Genomic DNA, 17,100 nt, shown 5'->3' with positions numbered 1-17,100 from the left:
GAAGAAGATAAGTTTTGATTCTATGTTAAAAGTTCACCTTTCAACACGGTGGTAAATTTATATAATTAAGGTGTAGATTCTCTCTCTACTAGAGAAGTTTTTACGATAACGGTTTCGTAACTTTCATTCTCATGATGCTTTGATTCTAATTTTTCTATCAGTTTTGCCGCGGCTATACCACCCATTTCTTCACCTTGTTGACCTATAGTGGTAAGTGTTGGACTAGCATATTTAGACAACATACCATCTGTAAATGCTACCATCGCAACATCCTCTGGAATTCTTTTACCTGCTTTTTGTAGTGCTTTACTAGCCGTAACTGCAAATAATTCATTCACGGCAACTAGCGAGTCAAAATCATTTTTTAATATAAAATCTTCTATCGCACCCTCACAATTATCAATATCTTCTATCTTTAAAAACTGATGATCTTCTACTTCAAAACCTCGCTGTTGCAACGCTTCTTTAAAACCTTGAGAACGTAATCTACCTACATTAACATAGTCCACCGTACTTATTATACCTAGTTTATTCCTACCTTTTCTAAGTAAGAACTCGGTCGCTTCATGACCTGCCGCAACGTCATCTATAATTACTTTATCGCATGGTATATCATTACACACACGGTCGAACATTACTATAGGCATACCCTGATTAGTCACCTCTCTTAAATGATGAAAATCTTGTTTTTCCATTGTCTCTTTAGAAAGACTCATAATAAAACCGTCTATACTTCCATTAGCCAGCATTTCCATGTTCACTACTTCTTTATCAAAGCTCTCACCAGATAGAGTTATAATAACTTGATATCCTTTTTGATTTGCCACACGTTCGACCCCAGAAATAACAGTTGCAAAGAAATGATGCACTATTTCTGGAATGATTATCCCTATCTTTTTAGTCTTTTGATTTTTTAAGCTTAGTGCAATACTATTGGGTTTATAATTGAATTTTTTGGCATATTCCTTTATCTTATCTCTAGTCTCTGCACTTATCTCATGAGAATCTCTTAGCGCTTTTGACACTGTTGATACAGAAACCTTTAAGTCTTGAGATATTTTTTTTAATGTAATCTTTTGAGCCATTATAACTTAGATTAGGAGTTATTATCCGTTTCGCTTTCGCGAAAGTGAAGATACTATAAAAATAAATTAACGATTACCGAAAACGTTTTCGTAGAATGTAGTAGCGAAAACGTTTTCTTAACATTTAGTTTACATAATTTAGCCGCCGTGTGAGAAGAAGACATCATTAATTTTTAACTAAATCAGAAAAATGAATCAGAAATTACAAACAGTTTTACTGTTAATTTTACTACCATTTTTTGCATTTGCGCAAAGTGTCATTACTGGTACAGTATTGGAATCTAATGGCCTACCAGCTTTAGGAGCAACTGTATCTGTAAAAGGCACATCAAATGGTACATCGACAGACTTTGATGGAAAGTACACTTTAAATAATGTACCTAGTGATGCAGTAATCGTATTTTCTTTTATAGGTTATACGACACAAGAGATTCCTTTAAACGGACAGACTTCTATTAATATAACACTAGCAGAAGACCCATCAGAATTAGATACTATCGTTCTTATAGGATATGGTAGTACTAAAAAAGCAAATGTTACCGCAGCACAAACTACAGTAAAAGCAGAAGAATTTAATAAAGGTGCGATCACATCTCCAGGTCAGTTAATATCTGGTAAAGTAGCCGGTGTACAGGTTACAGCAGCTTCTGGTCGTCCAGGTGATGGACCTGTTATTAGAGTACGTCCAGGTTCTACATTAGGTGGTAATCAAGATGCTCTTTATGTAGTAGATGGTGTACCACTAGATCAACGTAACGCTAGTTTAAATACTATTAACCCTGCAGACATTGAATCTTTTACTATTCTTAAAGATGCTAGTGCTACCGCTATTTATGGTAACCGTGCATCTAACGGTGTAGTTTTAATTACTACTAAAAAAGCTAAACTTAATAGTGATCTTAAAATAGGATACGATGTACAGTTTGCTGTAAATCAAGTTCAAGATTATGCTCATGTTTTAAATGCTGACGAATTTAGACAACTAGTTGCTGATCAAGGTAGAGACCCTGCAGTATTAGGAGATGCTAATACAGACTGGCAAAATGAAATCTATCAAAATGGAACCAGAGCTATTCATAATCTTACTGTAGAAAAAGGATATGAAACAACTTCTATTAGAGCATCTTTAGGTTACACTAACGAGAATGGTACTTTATTAAGATCTGGTTATGAAAGAGCTACTTTAGGTCTTAACGTAAGACAAAACTTCTTAAAAGGAGATTTAAAACTAAACTTTACGTCTCAACTAGCTCAAGAAGAATTAAGAAGAGCAGATGAAGGTGCTGTAGGTGCTGCGGTGGTATTTGACCCAACGCAATCTATATTTAATAATACAGGAGAATTCGGCGGTTTCTTTGAATACACTAACTCGACTGGACCAGAAGGTAATGCACCTCGCAATCCACTAGGATTATTAAACAGTTTAGATTCTCAACTGGATAATAAGCAAGCGAGATTAAACCTTAATGCTGCCTATAACATAAGACAAGTACCTGGTTTAAAATTTACTGGTAACGCTGGTATCGATTATAATGAGTTTGATGAGTACACGATTAGAGATTTCAACTCTGGTGCTGGTGCTCGTGGAAACAACAGAAGCTTTGGTGAAGGATTTAGAAGAAACCAATTATTAGATGGTCGTTTTGAATACAAAAGAACTTTAGAGTCTCTAGATACTGACATGGATTTTACTCTAGGAGGAAGTTTTCAAGATTTCACACGTCAGAGTACAAGTCGTTCTTCAGTAAACAACGAACTTCAAGAAAATCCTATCGCTATAGATGACTCTGCATTAGTAACTGCATTTGCAAGAGCTTCTTTTGACATTAAAGATTTAGTGGTTATTTCTGGTAGTGCATCCCGCAATGGTAGTTCAAGGTTTTCTGAAGAAAATAGATGGGCTAATTTCTATGGAGCAAGTGCTGCGTTAAAACTTACTAATACTGACTTTGTACAAAACAGTGGTTTCTTATCACAGTTAAAAATACGTGGTGGTTTCGGTCAGACAGGACAGCAAGATATAGACGCATCATTTGCATACTTATCTGTTTTCACTCCTGGACAGCCACAAGCTGCTGTACAGTTCGGTGATCAATTTGTAACTACTATACGTCCAGAAGGATCCATAGATCTTAAATGGGAAACTACAGACCAATGGAATGCTGGTATCGACATAGGGTTCTTTGATGACCGTATTACCGGTAGCGTAGATGGTTTTTATAGAGAGACTAAAGATTTATTATTATTCGGTCCGCTTCCAGCAGGTGGATTAGAAAATGGTAGTTTTCAAAATGCAGGTTCTACTTTAAGTAGAGGTATTGAAACTAGTATTTCAGGAAAAATAATTCAAACGGAAAATATGAACTGGACACTGTCTGCAAATGCGACTGTTCAAGAAATAGAAATTACAGACCTAGCTGGTGCAGATAACGCACCGGTTCCTGTGGGAGGAATATCCGGTGGTACAGGAAATACAATTCAAGAATGGGCGGTAGGATCTGACCCTACCTCTTTTCATGTTTTCCGTCAGGTATATGATCAGGATGGTAACCCATTAGATGGTGTGTATGTAGATACTAATGGTGATAACATCATTAATGATGCAGATAGAGTGAGATACAAAAAAGCAAATCACGATGTTTACTTCGGTTTAACTTCTAATTTTAATTATAAGAATCTTGATTTTAGCTTCACATTTAGAGGTGCTGCTGGTGGTTACAACTATAATAACGTAGACTCTAATTCTGCTAGTTATGGAAGTATCTTCCCTACTAACACACAAACTCCTATTTATGTGAATTCAACTGTAGACATTTTAAATACTAATTTTTCTCAACAAAGATTACAGTCTGACTATTACATACAAAAAGCTGACTTTATCAAATTAGATAATGTATCGTTAGGGTATAATTTTCCTGGCGACAAAGTAGACATAAGAGCTTCTATTACAGGAACTAACTTATTAACTATCACTGATTATGATGGTACTGATCCAGAAGTATTTGGAGGTATCGATAACAACCTATTTCCTCGTAATAGAGGTCTAATCTTTGGATTAGGATTTAAATTTTAAAAAGCAACACTATGAAAATGTACAAATCAATTATCTTTTTGTTCCTTGGAATGCTTGTTTTTACTGCATGTGAGGATGCGCTTACTGTAGAACCAAGAGATAACCGAGTTACAGAAGCTGAGTTATTTCAAGATCCTGCGACGTATCGTGGTATTATTGCTAAGGCCTATGCTGGTCTTGCTCTAGGTGGTCAAGAAGGAGGAGATGGAAATGCAGATATCTCTGGTATAGATGGTGGTTTTTCTAACTACCTGAGATTATACTGGAACATGCAAGAACTTACCACTGACGAGGCTATTATCGCATGGAATGATGGTACCATAAAAGATTTACACGGTCATGTATGGACAGACGGTAATGAATTTATCAACGCGATGTTCTCTCGTGTTAATTATCAAATTGCAGTATGTAATGAGTTCTTATCTCTAAGTACTGATGCAAAACTAGACGAATACAACATCCCGGCAGATGTAAGAGCTGATGTTGCAAACTATCGTGCAGAAGCTAGATTCTTAAGAGCATATTCTTATTATCACGGTATGGACCTTTTTGGTAAAATGCCTTTTACTGATGAGAATTCAGATCCAGCAGTTTTACCTCTTGCAAAGTCTAGAACAGAGCTATTTGAATTTATAGAATCTGAATTACTCGCTATCGAAGACGATATGGTAGAAGCCCGTATGAACGAATACGGTCGCGCTGATAAAGGAGCACTATGGATGTTACTTTCAAAAATTTATATGAATGCCGAAGTGTATACAGGAACACCTAGATACACAGATGCTATCACTCAATTGAACAAAGTAATTAGTGCAGGTTATAACGTTCCTAACGTGCCCTATGCATACAGTTTTCAGGCAGACAACAACCGTAATGGTGCTGAAGATGGTTTTATATGGACGATTAACTTTGACGGTTTAAATACGCAAACATTTGGTGGGACTACTTACTTAACTCACGCTCCAGTAGGCGGAAACATGGACCCATCAGTATTCGGTATCAACGGTGGTTGGGGTGGAATAAGAACTACAGAGCAATTTGTAGAGCTTTTCCCAGGAGAAGAAAACTCTGCAGATACAAGAGAAACATTCTTTACTGACGAGCAAACAAAAGAAATCAATGATGTAGGTCAGTTTAAAGATGGTTTTGCCATTCAAAAATTCAAGAATGTAAATGTTGATGGTAGTGCAGGTAGTGATACAGTAGGTGACTTTGTAGACATAGACTTTCCTATTTTCCGTATATCAGATGCTTATCTTATGTATGCAGAAGCTGTAGTAAGAGGTGGATCTGGTGGTGATTTAACAACAGCTCAAGGTTATTTGAATCAGATAAGAGAAAGAGCTTATGGAAACACTAGTGGAAACATTACTGTAGGTCAAATAGATCTTGATTATTTACTAGACGAGAGAGCTAGAGAATTACACTGGGAAGCACATAGACGTCAGGATCTAGTAAGATTCGGTCAGTTCACTACCTCAAAAGTTTGGGCATGGAAAGGAAATGTAAGAAACGGTACGACCACTCCTGCATTTAGAAATATACTTCCTATTCCTGCACAAGAATTAAATTTAAACCCAAATCTACAACCACAAAACACTGGTTACTAATCTTATAAATAATTTAAAAATGAAAAAGTTTTCTATATTAATGCTGTCGTTTTTAGCTATTGCAGGTTTTAATTCTTGTGATGATACAGACAGTGAAGAATTTTCACTTAACACAAACACATCTGGAGAGATTACCTTATCTCCAGACGTAAACACTTTTGAAGTTACTGAAACTAATGGAGCAGATCTTGCAGAACGTTTTTCTTGGAACAGAGTTTCATTAGAAACACCTGTACAGATAGATTACCAATTAGAAATGGATGTAGAATCTGGCGATTATAGTGCACCAGCAGTATTAGGATCTAATAATGGTACGAACACAGCAGTAACTTATAATGCACTTAACGATGCCGCTCTTTCTTTAGGCGCAGAACCTGGTATAGCAACTAACTTTAAATTAAGAGTAAAAGCAACTACAGCAGCAACTGCGGTAGATCCTATCTTTTCTAATGAAGTCACTGCGGTAATCACGGCTTTTGAAGCTTACCCTTTTAGCCCATTATATTTTGTAGGTGCGGCAACAGAGCCTGGATGGAATAATGGAGATGGTAATGGAGAGACTAATCCTGCTCTTTTTGTAGATGTAACAGACGTAAACAAGCATTATTACACAGGTTTCTTTAATGCTGATGAGTTTAAAATCCTTTCTACTTTAGGAATGTGGCAACCACAGTACGGTGAGAGAAATGGCGCTGTAGGTGTTAATGATGGTGCTGGTAGCGACCCTGCTTCATTTGCTGCTCCTACCGCAGGATATTACGACTTCAACATTGACATTACTGGTGTTACTAATGCTTCAGAAGGTACTTCTAGTTTTAGCATAGTAGCAAATACTACCGCTGCAACTGCAACTACATATACGAGTATAGGTCTTATAGGCCCGTCTACTCCTAATGGATGGAACGGACCAGATCTTGATTTAACACAATCTTCTTTTGATCCACACCAGTGGGTAGGTCGCGATATTGCATTAATCGCTGGAGAATTAAAAATAAGAGCAAACGATGACTGGACAGATAGTTGGGGTGATAATGTATCTCCATATGCTGGACAAGGCGCTAACAATAACGACCCTAACATCATTGCAAAAGCTGGTACTTATGACATTTTCTTTAATGATCTAGATGGTAGCTTCCTTCTTATCCCACAAGAATAAATAAAACTCATCTTAAATGAAAAGGCTGTTCGCAGCCTTTTTTTTGCTTAAAACTCAAGCTATGAAAAACTATACTCTGGCTTTGATGGCCTTTATTTGTTTCGCTTTCGCGAAAGCGCAAGTAACAACAACTCCATCAACACCTACTCAAACAGATCAAGTCATATTAACCTTTGATGCTACTGGTACAGCATTAGAAAATGAAACTGGAACTCTATACGCCTATACAGGTGTAACTATAAATGGGCAACGATGGCAAAACATTATAGTACCCACTTTTAATGATAATAACGGTGCACCGCAGTTTACCTACAGCGGTACTGGTAATATTTACACACTAGATTTAGGTACGAGTATAAACCAATTTTACAGTGTAACACCAGGAGATGTCGTTACAGAAATATCACTAGTCGTTAGAAATGCAGCGGCAACAGCACAAACCTCTCCAGATATATTTCTAAATGTTTTTCCTCCTGGATTAAATACATCAATCACATTTCCACAGGATGGTGCTGTATTTAACCTCAACCAGACCATTACCATAACAGGTGATAGTTCTCAAAATGCAACCTTAGATTTAAGTGTTAACTCTACTAGTATAGCGAGCACTACAGCTAGTACTATAAGTAATGCTTACACATTTAACGCCTCTGGATCTTATGACATTACTATAACTGCGTCTAGCGGTACAGACTCTTCTAGCGATACTGTTAGTGTTTTTGTACCTGGTACGACACAAAATCTAACTCGTCCTGCTGGTTTAAAAAATGGAGTTAATGAAAATGCAGATGGTAGTGTTACCTTTTTACTTGCCGCACCTCTTAAAAATGATGTGATCCTAGTAGGTAGTTTCAGCAACTGGAATCTAGATACTACATACCAAATGAATAAGGATGGTGATTATTTTTGGGTTACCATACCAGCTACAGCTTTTACTGCAAACACAGCGTTTATGTATCAATATCTAGTAGATTTTGATATAAAAATAGCAGATCCTTACAGCCAGCTTATTCTAGATCCAGGAAGCGATCAATTTATCGTGGCTGGAAATTACCCTAACCTACCTGCCTATCCTACTAACCAGACTACAGGAGATGTTACCTTATATACGTATCAAAAAACACCTTATAACTGGAACGTAACTAATTTCACAAAACCAGATAAAGAGAATTTAGTAATCTATGAGTTACTAGTAAGAGATTTTTCTGAACAGGACAGTTACCAGCAAGTAATTGATCGTATAGATTATCTAGAAACACTAGGAGTTAATGCTATAGAATTAATGCCTATCAATGAATTTGAAGGAGCAGATAGTTGGGGTTATAATCCTAAATTTCACGGTGCTCTAGATAAAACATATGGTACTACAGATAAGTTTAAAGAACTAGTAGATTTATGTCATTCAAAAGGAATTGCGATCATCATAGACGTAGTATACAACCACGCTTTTAGTCAAAGTCCTTTATGTCAAATGTGGTGGGATGATGCTAACTTTAGACCAGCAGCAAATAATCCTTACATGAATCCTACCGCGCGTCATGATTTTAATGTAGGTTATGACATGAATCACGAGAGTACTTTTACTCGTGATTATGTAAAGCAAACTCTTCAGTTTCTTATAGACGAGTATAAGGTAGATGGTTTCAGATTTGACCTATCAAAAGGTTTTACTCAAAACAACACTCTAGGAAATGTAGGCGCATGGAATGCTTATGATCAGTCTAGGGTTGATATTCTTAATGATTACCGCAATACCATATGGAATGCAAATGGTAACGACGTTTACATGATACTAGAACATCTAGCAGATAATAGTGAAGAAACTGCTCTTGCAAATGCTGGATTTATGCTTTGGGGTAAAATGACTGATCAGTACAACCAGAATTCTATGGGATATGGTAGTAATGCAGATGTTAGTGGCTCTTATTTTGGCTCACGTAATTTTAATAACCAACACCTAGTTGCCTATGCAGAAAGTCATGATGAGCAGCGCTTAATGTATAAAAACCTACAATTTGGTAATAACGCAAATTCATCCCATAATGTAAGAACGTTACCTATCGCTCTAGAAAGACAAGAAGCTATCGCAGCAATCTTATACAGTATTCCAGGTCCTAAGATGTTATGGCAATTTGGAGAACTAGGTTATGAACAAGATATAGATCTTAATGGACGTACAGGTCGCAAACCTATTCCATGGACACTAGGTTATGATACAGACGCAAGTCGCATGGCTCTTTATAATGTGACGGCAACTATGATTAACTTAAAGACCCTTTATCCAGAAACATTTAACTCAGTTAATAACGATCTAGACGTATCTGGAATAGTTAAAAGAATTAATCTTAACGGTACTCAATTTGATGCTGTCGTTGTAGCTAACTTTGGTATAACTGCTCAAAACGTAAACCCTAATTTCTCTGAGACTGGTACATGGTACGATTACTTCGATAATAATACCGCGGTAAATATTACGAGTACTACAGCGATGATTAACCTACAACCAGGAGAATATAAACTTTTTACAACACAGCTATTACAAGATCCATTAAGTAATGAAGATTCATTTCTTACTCAAGAGTTTATAAAATTATACCCTAACCCAACAGCAAGTACTTTTAAACTATCTCAAGAAGCACAATTAGTACAGGTCTATAATACCTCTGGTCAGCTTACTACTACTTTTAAAGGAGTTAGAGATATCTATAATGTTAGCGATTTAAAGCAAGGCATTTACTTTGTAAAAATCACAACCGCAGATCAAACCCAGGTAGAAAAATTAATAAAGATGTAATTCAACCTGTTTTTACACTGTTTAAAGATTAACAATGATTATGAAAAGATCTTTACCTTATAATTAAAGTGAGGTTTACTTTTGCTTTACCAAAGAGAGATGCTTATTAAATTCCCTAAATTTCTTAAGTAATTACTTTGCAGTAACCCATTACTCTTTTCATAATTCAATTGGTTACGTAAAGCCTGTCCCTGACAGGCTTTTATTTTATTTAAACAGTTGTCGTTCTAATAAAAAGGTAGTCATTACCACATCAAAGTTTTGTTGAATATCTACTGGCATGTACTTAATTCTATTTTGCCCACAACGTACTCTTAGTTTTTCAAAATATTCTTTTATCGCTTTTTGATAATCTTCTCTAACATTATCTGCATAAAGATTGATATGCTCTCCTGTTTCTACATCTGTATATCGAGTAGGCTTATTAGAAAAATCAAAGTTCACCTCTGTAGCACTATCATAAGTATGAAAAAGTACCACATCATGTTTATTATATTTTAAATGTCTGAGCGCTTCAAAGAGTTCGTTTTCATGTCTATCGCTTTGAAACATATCGGTAAAAAGAAAAATAAGTGATCTACGTTTTATATTCTCTGCTATCTCGTGCAGGTATTTATAAGTATCTGTAGTTTGCCCACTAGGTTTTTCACTACTTATTCTAGTCAATTGATCTATCAGCATATTGTGATGCCTTTCGCTACCTTTTTCTGGTGCATAATATTCATACTCATTTGCATAAATACTCATTCCTACTGCATCTCTTTGCTTCTTAAGCAGATTCATAACACTTGCTGCTGCCAGCGCTGTAAAACCTATTTTATTAAGCGAGCCTATCTCTTGTTTTTTAGTCAGTGGATAGTGCATAGAAGGACTGTTGTCGACTATAAGATGACAGCGCAAATTAGTCTCTTCGTCATATCGCTTTGTGTAGAGCTTATCTGTTTTTGCAAACAGTTTCCAGTCTATATGCCGTGTACTCTCACCAGGATTATAAATTTTATGTTCTGCAAACTCTGCGCTAAAACCATGAAAAGGAGATTTATGCATACCACTTATATAACCTTCTACCACCTGACTAGCCAGTAATTGCAGGTTTTTAAAGCCAGTAGTTTTATTAAGTTCCTTTTGTACATCCATAGTGTGAAGATAAGAAAAGCATGACCATCTTAATCGACGATCATGCTTGTTTTATTTATGGAGTTTAAATTTGTTCCGCTTTCGCGAAAGCGAATACTAAAAAAACATAGTTCTAAAAAAGTGATTAATAGATTTTAACCACCATCTTACCTTTATTTTTCCCTTCGAACAAGTCAATGAATGCCTGTGGAATAGAGTCAAAACCTTCTACAACGGTCTCTTCTTTTACCAGTTTCCCATCATTTAACCATTGAGATAGTTGCTTAACACCTTCTGGAAAGTGCTCTTGATAATTACTAACTATAAAACCTTGCATTTTCACGCTTTGTTTTACAATAGTAGTTTCTAATCTAGGACCAGTAGGATTTTCTGTCTCGTTATATAAGGAGATCGCACCACAGTTTATAACACGACCTAAACGGTTTATGTTTTTCATAGCGGCATCTAGCGTATAACTACCTACATTATCAAAGTAAATATCTATACCATCTGGTGCGTGCTCTTTAATTGCAGCAGCAAGGTCATCGGTGTTATTATAGTTAATAGCTGCATCAAAACTGAACTTACTCTTAAGTAACTCCACCTTTTCATCAGAACCAGCGATACCTATAACTTTAAGGCCTTTTATTTTACCTATTTGCCCTACTACAGATCCTACAGCGCCTGCTGCACCAGAGACTAATAAGGTTTCTCCTTCTTTAGGCTCACCTATTCTATCTAGCCCAAAGTATGCAGTAAGTCCAGTCATACCTAAAATCCCTAAGTTTGCACTTAATGAATTTTCATCACTACTTACTTTACGTAAATTCTCTGCAGTACTTGTTTGATATTCTTTCCATTCTAATGATCCTGTCAGAAAATCTCCTTTTTCAAATCGGTCATTTTTACTTTCTATAACCTCAGCAACAACTGCAGATGCTATAGGAGCACCTATTTCAAAAGGCTCTATATAAGATTTTTCATCTCGCATGCGTCCACGTAAATAAGGATCTACCGACACATATTTAGTTCTCAATAATACCTCACCATCTTTAGGCGACGGCTTTTCTTCTTCTATGAATTCAAAATTACTGTTTTGTGGTGTTCCTTGCGGTCTGTTTTTCAACAATATAGTCTTGCTCATAATATCTAATTTTATTTTCAAGGTAGCCCAAATACTCTGGAAAAGTATTAGGGTTATATTAAAATTGACCCTTAAAGGGTTAAAATTTCAACAAGGCTATTATCGATTTATTTTTTAAGAAAAGAGCAAAAAAAATCCTACTCTTTTGGAGCAGGATTTTTTTATCTTATGTTTTGAATACTAGTTCAAAAGAGAGTCTAAAGCTTCTGTATAAGCATCTTTAGGAGCAACTCCTACCTGACGACCTACTACTTCTCCATTTTGAAAAACTAATACTGTAGGGATGTTACGTACACCATATTTAGCAGCAAATTCTTGATTTGCATCTACATCCATTTTACCTACTACAGCTTTATCAGCATACTCAGTAGAAACCTCATCAATGATAGGTCCTACCATACGACATGGTCCACACCACGCTGCCCAAAAGTCAACCAATACTGGCTTATCACTTTTTAATACTGTTTCTTCAAAGTTTGCATCTGTTATTTCTAGTGCCATGATATTTTTCTTTAATAATTATATACAAATTTAAACAAAACTAACGCCATACACACTAGTCTAGTATTGTAGTTACTTATATTGATATTTCACTTTTTAATGCCGACTGGATAATAAGTACTTTATCATCTCAAGATGGTATCAATTCACCCCATAGGTTATGTCGTTATCATCTAGCAGTTGCAACAGCTCTGCACTTACATTTACCTTTTGTAATCTAGCAGACATATCTATAGAAATCTTCTCTTCATGATCTTTTAAATTAAAGAGCAATCTGTGATCTCCCTGATGCTTATCTAACGCCTCCTTTAATACAGCAATGCGTTCTTCTAGTATTTCACTAACATGAAATTCTATAGTAAGTTTCTTTGCAGCTTGCGCCATGACATCTTGTAATTGTGCCATCTGAACAAATAAAATACGTGGGTCTCGCGGCTTACCGGTATTCTTATCTATCCAGCCCTGTTGTATTTTCACCTTAGCATGTAAGAAACTGTTAGGTACTAAAAAGTGTCTGAATTTTAAATAATCCTCACCGAACATTCTGAATTCAAAAGACTCGTCATAATCTTCCATGGTAAAAATACCCCAAGGTTTATTTGCCTTACTCATCATATGGCGTGCCTCAGATATTACCCCACAAAAGGTAAGCTCTCTATTTACTAGAGGTGTGAGATCTTTCATAGCAGCGAGGTTTGCATTACAAAAGAATTTCATCTCTCGTTTATAATCGTCTAGTGGATGACCAGATATATAGATTCCTACTACTTCTCGTTCTCTTTTCAGCTTCTCCATCGTTCCCCAATCTTCACAAACAGGTAATTGTGGTTCTGGAATTTGTACATCACTTGCCTCACCAAAAAGGCTCACCTGAGCACTATTCTCATTTTCTTGAAACTTCTGTGCATACTTAACTACTTGTTCTAAGAATATCTGTCCGTTATCAAATTCGTGAAAAAATTGCGCACGGTTCTCTCCTCCTAATCCGTCAAAACCACCGCTTAAAGCTAGTGCTTCAAAAGATTTTTTATTTGCAGCACGCAGGTCTATGCGCTTTGCCATATCAAAGATGCTCTTGTAATGCCCATCTTGTCTATTTTCTATAATAGTCATAACCGCTCCATGACCTAAACCTTTTACGGCTCCCATCCCAAAACGTATCGCTCCTTTAGGGTTTACTGTAAATTTATAATTAGATTCATTTACATCAGGACCTAATACATCGAGTCCCATACGGCGACACTCGTCCATAAACTTAGTCACATCCTTAATCTGGTTCATGTTGTTAGATAAGGTTGCTGCCATAAACTCTGCACCATAATTTGCTTTTAGATAGGCCGTTTGATAAGCTATCCATGCATAACAGGTAGAGTGAGATTTATTAAAGGCATAAGATGCAAAGGCTTCCCAGTCTTTCCATACTTTTTCTAATACCGTACGGTCATGCCCATTTCCTTCTCCAGCATCTAGAAATTTAGGCTTCATCTTCTGTAGCGTTGCCATTTGCTTTTTACCCATAGCTTTCCTCAAAACATCGGCATCACCTTTTGAGAAGTTTGCTAGCTTTTGAGATAGTAGCATTACTTGCTCTTGGTAAACAGTAATACCATACGTTTCTTTAAGGTATTCTTCCATCGCATCTAGATCATAAACGATCTCTTTACGACCATGTTTACGATCAATGAATTCTGGAATATACTCCAGTGGACCAGGTCTATACAAGGCATTCATGGCAATAAGATCGGCAAATTGAGTAGGTTTTAACTCTCTCATATACTTTTGCATCCCCAAACTCTCATACTGGAATATGGCAGTAGTCTCTCCACGCTGGAAAAGCTCATAAGTCTTCTCATCATCCAGCGGTATAGATTCTATGTCTAGCTCTATCCCATGACGTTCCTTAATAATAGCAACGGTATCTTTAATCTGGCTCAAGGTTTTTAATCCCAAGAAATCCATCTTAAGTAATCCAGCACTTTCTACGACCTCGTTATCAAATTGTGTCACATAAAGGTCTGAATTCTTTGCTGTGGCTACAGGAACAAAATTAGTAAGATCATCTGGTGTAATGATCACACCACAGGCGTGTACACCGGTATTTCTCACACATCCTTCTAGAATTCTAGCTTTCTGTATGGTTTCTGCGATAAGATCATTTCCTTCCGCTAGGCTTCTTAATTCTCGCACCATGTCTGCATCATCACCACGGAATTTTCCTGCGATCTCATTATCTTCTAGAGCAAACATTTTCTTCAATTTAGCAAAATCAGGAATTAATTTTGCCACACGGTCTGCATCTTGTAATGGTAAATCTAGTGCTCGAGCCGTATCTCTAATAGATGACTTTGCAGCCATCGTACCATAAGTAATAATTTGTGCTACTTGTGACGCTCCATACTTCTCAATAACGTAGTCCATTACTTTGTAACGGTTCTCATCATCAAAATCTATATCAATATCAGGCATGGATACACGATCTGGATTTAGGAAACGCTCAAAAAGCAGGTCGTAATGTATAGGATCTACATTTGTAATCCATAAACAATAGGCTACCACACTACCTGCGGCACTACCACGACCAGGTCCTACAGCCACATCCATGTCTCTGGCTGCTTTTATAAAATCCCAAGTAATCAAGAAATAACCAGGATAACCGGTCTTCTTAATCGTGTCTAACTCAAATTCTAGTCGCTCCTCTATTTCTGGAGTGATCTCTCCATAACGTATTTTTGCACCTTCATAAGTAAGGTGTCTCAAATAGCTATTCTCACCATTCTTAGTATTGTTAGCCGCGTCATTTTCATCTACAAACTCTGCAGGTATATCAAAGGCAGGTAACAGTACATCTCTCGCCAGCTCATATGCCTCTACTTTATCTACTACTTCTTGTACGTTAAGTATCGCCTCAGGCAAGTCTTTAAAGAGTTCTTTCATCTCTGGAGCAGACTTGTAATAATACTCCTGATTAGGCAATCCATAACGGTAACCACGGCCACGACCTATAGGCGTTGCTTGTTTTTCATTATCCTTTACACAAAGTAAAATATCGTGAGCGTTGGCATCTTCTTTATGTATGTAATACGTATTGTTAGTCGCTACTATTTTTACATCGTGTTTGCGAGCAAAGCTAACTAACACCTCGTTTGCACGATTTTCATCTTCTTGACCGTGACGCATTACCTCAACATAAAGATCGTCGCCAAAGTGTTTTTTCCACCACAGTAGCGCTTCTTCAGCCTGGTTTTCTCCTAAATTCAAAATCTTAGAAGGTACCTCTCCATACATGTTTCCTGTTAGGACAATTAGGTCTTCCTTATATTCTTCTACCAGTTTTTTATCTATACGCGGCATGTAGTAAAACCCATCTGTGTAGGCTTTACTTGCCATTTTGGCTAGATTGTGGTATCCATTCTTGTTTTTGGCCAGAATTACTATCTGGTATCCGTTATCCTTATGTGTACGATCGTACATGTCTTCACACACCTGGAATTCACAACCTATAATAGGTTTTATAGGTTCTTTTTCTTCAACTTCTTCCGCATCGGCTAGACTCGCATTATGTGCTTTTACGGCACGTACAAAATGGAATGCTCCCATCATGTTTGCATGGTCTGTAATGGTAACGGCATTCATATTATTTGCCGCAGCAGCTGTAACTAAATCTTTTACACTAGCCGTACATTGTAATATAGAAAACTGACTATGACTGTGTAAGTGTGCAAAACTCGCATCTCTTAATTCATTTAAGTTCTCTTTAATTTCTGCCTTAGAAATCTCTGGACTATCGTTAGACTTTAATCTTTCTGATGCTTTTTTAAGATTGACATGCTTTATTCCTGCCGGTGCGATGGTTGTAGGGTTGCTTTCGCGAAAGCGTAAAAAATATCCATCTTCAAAACCTAGTTGTTCTAGCGAGTACTGCTCTTTTCTAAGTAATTCTAAGAAACAACGCGTGGTTGCCTCCACATCTGCAGTGGCGTTATGTGCTTCTCCAAAGGGCTGATTAAACAAAAACTGGTGCAGCTCTGTAAGAGTCGGTAATTTAAATTTACCATATCGCCCACCTGGAATCTGACATAAATTTGCTGTATGCTCTGTACAAGTGTCTAGAACAGGTAATTCTTGTAAATCGTTACCTATTTGGGTACGTTCAAATTCTGCTCCTGTTACATTAAGGTCAAATTTTAAATTCTGACCTACGATAAATTTTGTTTTACTAAGTGCAATGTTAAATTTCTCTAACATCTCTACGAGAGTAATACCGTCTTTTTGAGCTAGTGCTGTAGAGATACCATGTATACGCTCTGCATCATATGGAATATCAAAGCCGTCTGGTTGTATCAAGTAATCTTGAGCCTCTATGAGGTTACCCATCTCATCATGCAACTGCCACGCTATCTGTATAACCCTAGGCCAGTTATCTACATCTGTAAAAGGTGCATCCCAGCGTTTAGGTAATCCAGTAGTTTCTGTGTCAAAAATTAAGTACATAAGCGCGTGTTCTAAAAGATGAAATTACTTCTATAAAAGGAGTTGAAAAATATTTACATAAAACTGATTATCAATAGTATGAAAACTGTAATGTAATTATTTTTCGGATTTTAAATATAGGTCTTTGAGT

General features: G+C 36.7%; 9 protein-coding genes. 4 read left to right on the top strand and 5 right to left on the bottom strand.

The genetic code is table 11. The annotated features are described in order from the left end of the window. Positions 1 to 65 precede the first annotated feature (65 nt). Entirely contained in the window at positions 66 to 1,085 is a 1,020-nt protein-coding gene (locus ABJF08_RS02455) for a LacI family DNA-binding transcriptional regulator (protein ID WP_348114458.1), read from the bottom strand. Positions 1,086 to 1,275: 190 nt separating this feature from the next. On the opposite strand from ABJF08_RS02455, the gene ABJF08_RS02450 reads away from it, so the two are divergent. The 4 genes from ABJF08_RS02450 to ABJF08_RS02435 all read left to right on the top strand — a co-directional run bounded on the left by ABJF08_RS02450 (position 1,276) and on the right by ABJF08_RS02435 (position 9,718). Further along, complete coding sequence (locus ABJF08_RS02450; protein WP_348114457.1) at positions 1,276 to 4,158, top strand: SusC/RagA family TonB-linked outer membrane protein; 2,883 nt, start codon at positions 1,276 to 1,278, stop codon at positions 4,156 to 4,158. Between the two features lie 17 nt (positions 4,159 to 4,175). Continuing rightward, positions 4,176 to 5,768: a RagB/SusD family nutrient uptake outer membrane protein gene (locus ABJF08_RS02445; protein ID WP_348114456.1), complete on the top strand. Its 1,593-nt coding sequence runs from the start codon at positions 4,176 to 4,178 to the stop codon at positions 5,766 to 5,768. A 19-nt stretch (positions 5,769 to 5,787) separates the two neighbouring features. Next, positions 5,788 to 6,924 (top strand): SusE domain-containing protein, encoded by a 1,137-nt coding sequence (locus ABJF08_RS02440; protein WP_348114455.1) that lies wholly within the window; start codon positions 5,788 to 5,790, stop codon positions 6,922 to 6,924. A 61-nt stretch (positions 6,925 to 6,985) separates the two neighbouring features. Beyond that, positions 6,986 to 9,718, top strand: coding sequence for an alpha-amylase family glycosyl hydrolase (locus ABJF08_RS02435; RefSeq protein ID WP_348114453.1), 2,733 nt, complete (start codon positions 6,986 to 6,988; stop codon positions 9,716 to 9,718). A 207-nt stretch (positions 9,719 to 9,925) separates the two neighbouring features. On the opposite strand, the gene ABJF08_RS02430 is transcribed toward ABJF08_RS02435, so the two are convergent. The 4 genes from ABJF08_RS02430 to dnaE all read right to left on the bottom strand — a co-directional run bounded on the left by ABJF08_RS02430 (position 9,926) and on the right by dnaE (position 16,970). Beyond that, a complete protein-coding gene (locus ABJF08_RS02430) occupies positions 9,926 to 10,855 on the bottom strand; it encodes a DUF58 domain-containing protein (protein ID WP_348114452.1) in 930 nt (309 codons plus the stop codon). Positions 10,856 to 10,979: 124 nt separating this feature from the next. Continuing rightward, positions 10,980 to 11,978 (bottom strand): NADP-dependent oxidoreductase, encoded by a 999-nt coding sequence (locus ABJF08_RS02425; protein ID WP_348114451.1) that lies wholly within the window; start codon positions 11,976 to 11,978, stop codon positions 10,980 to 10,982. A gap of 180 nt (positions 11,979 to 12,158) precedes the next feature. Then, the gene (gene trxA / locus ABJF08_RS02420; protein ID WP_348114450.1) at positions 12,159 to 12,479 is read right to left on the bottom strand and encodes a thioredoxin; all 321 of its coding nucleotides are present in this window, start codon (positions 12,477 to 12,479) and stop codon (positions 12,159 to 12,161) included. Positions 12,480 to 12,620: 141 nt separating this feature from the next. Then, positions 12,621 to 16,970 (bottom strand): DNA polymerase III subunit alpha, encoded by a 4,350-nt coding sequence (gene dnaE / locus ABJF08_RS02415; RefSeq protein ID WP_348114449.1) that lies wholly within the window; start codon positions 16,968 to 16,970, stop codon positions 12,621 to 12,623. Between the last annotated feature and the right edge of the window lie 130 nt (positions 16,971 to 17,100).

It is taken from the genome of Nonlabens sp., assembly GCF_039941875.1.
Lineage (GTDB): Bacteria > Bacteroidota > Bacteroidia > Flavobacteriales > Flavobacteriaceae > Nonlabens.
The sequence above is the reverse complement of the archived record's forward strand: the minus strand, read 5'-3'. Positions and strand labels throughout refer to the sequence as shown.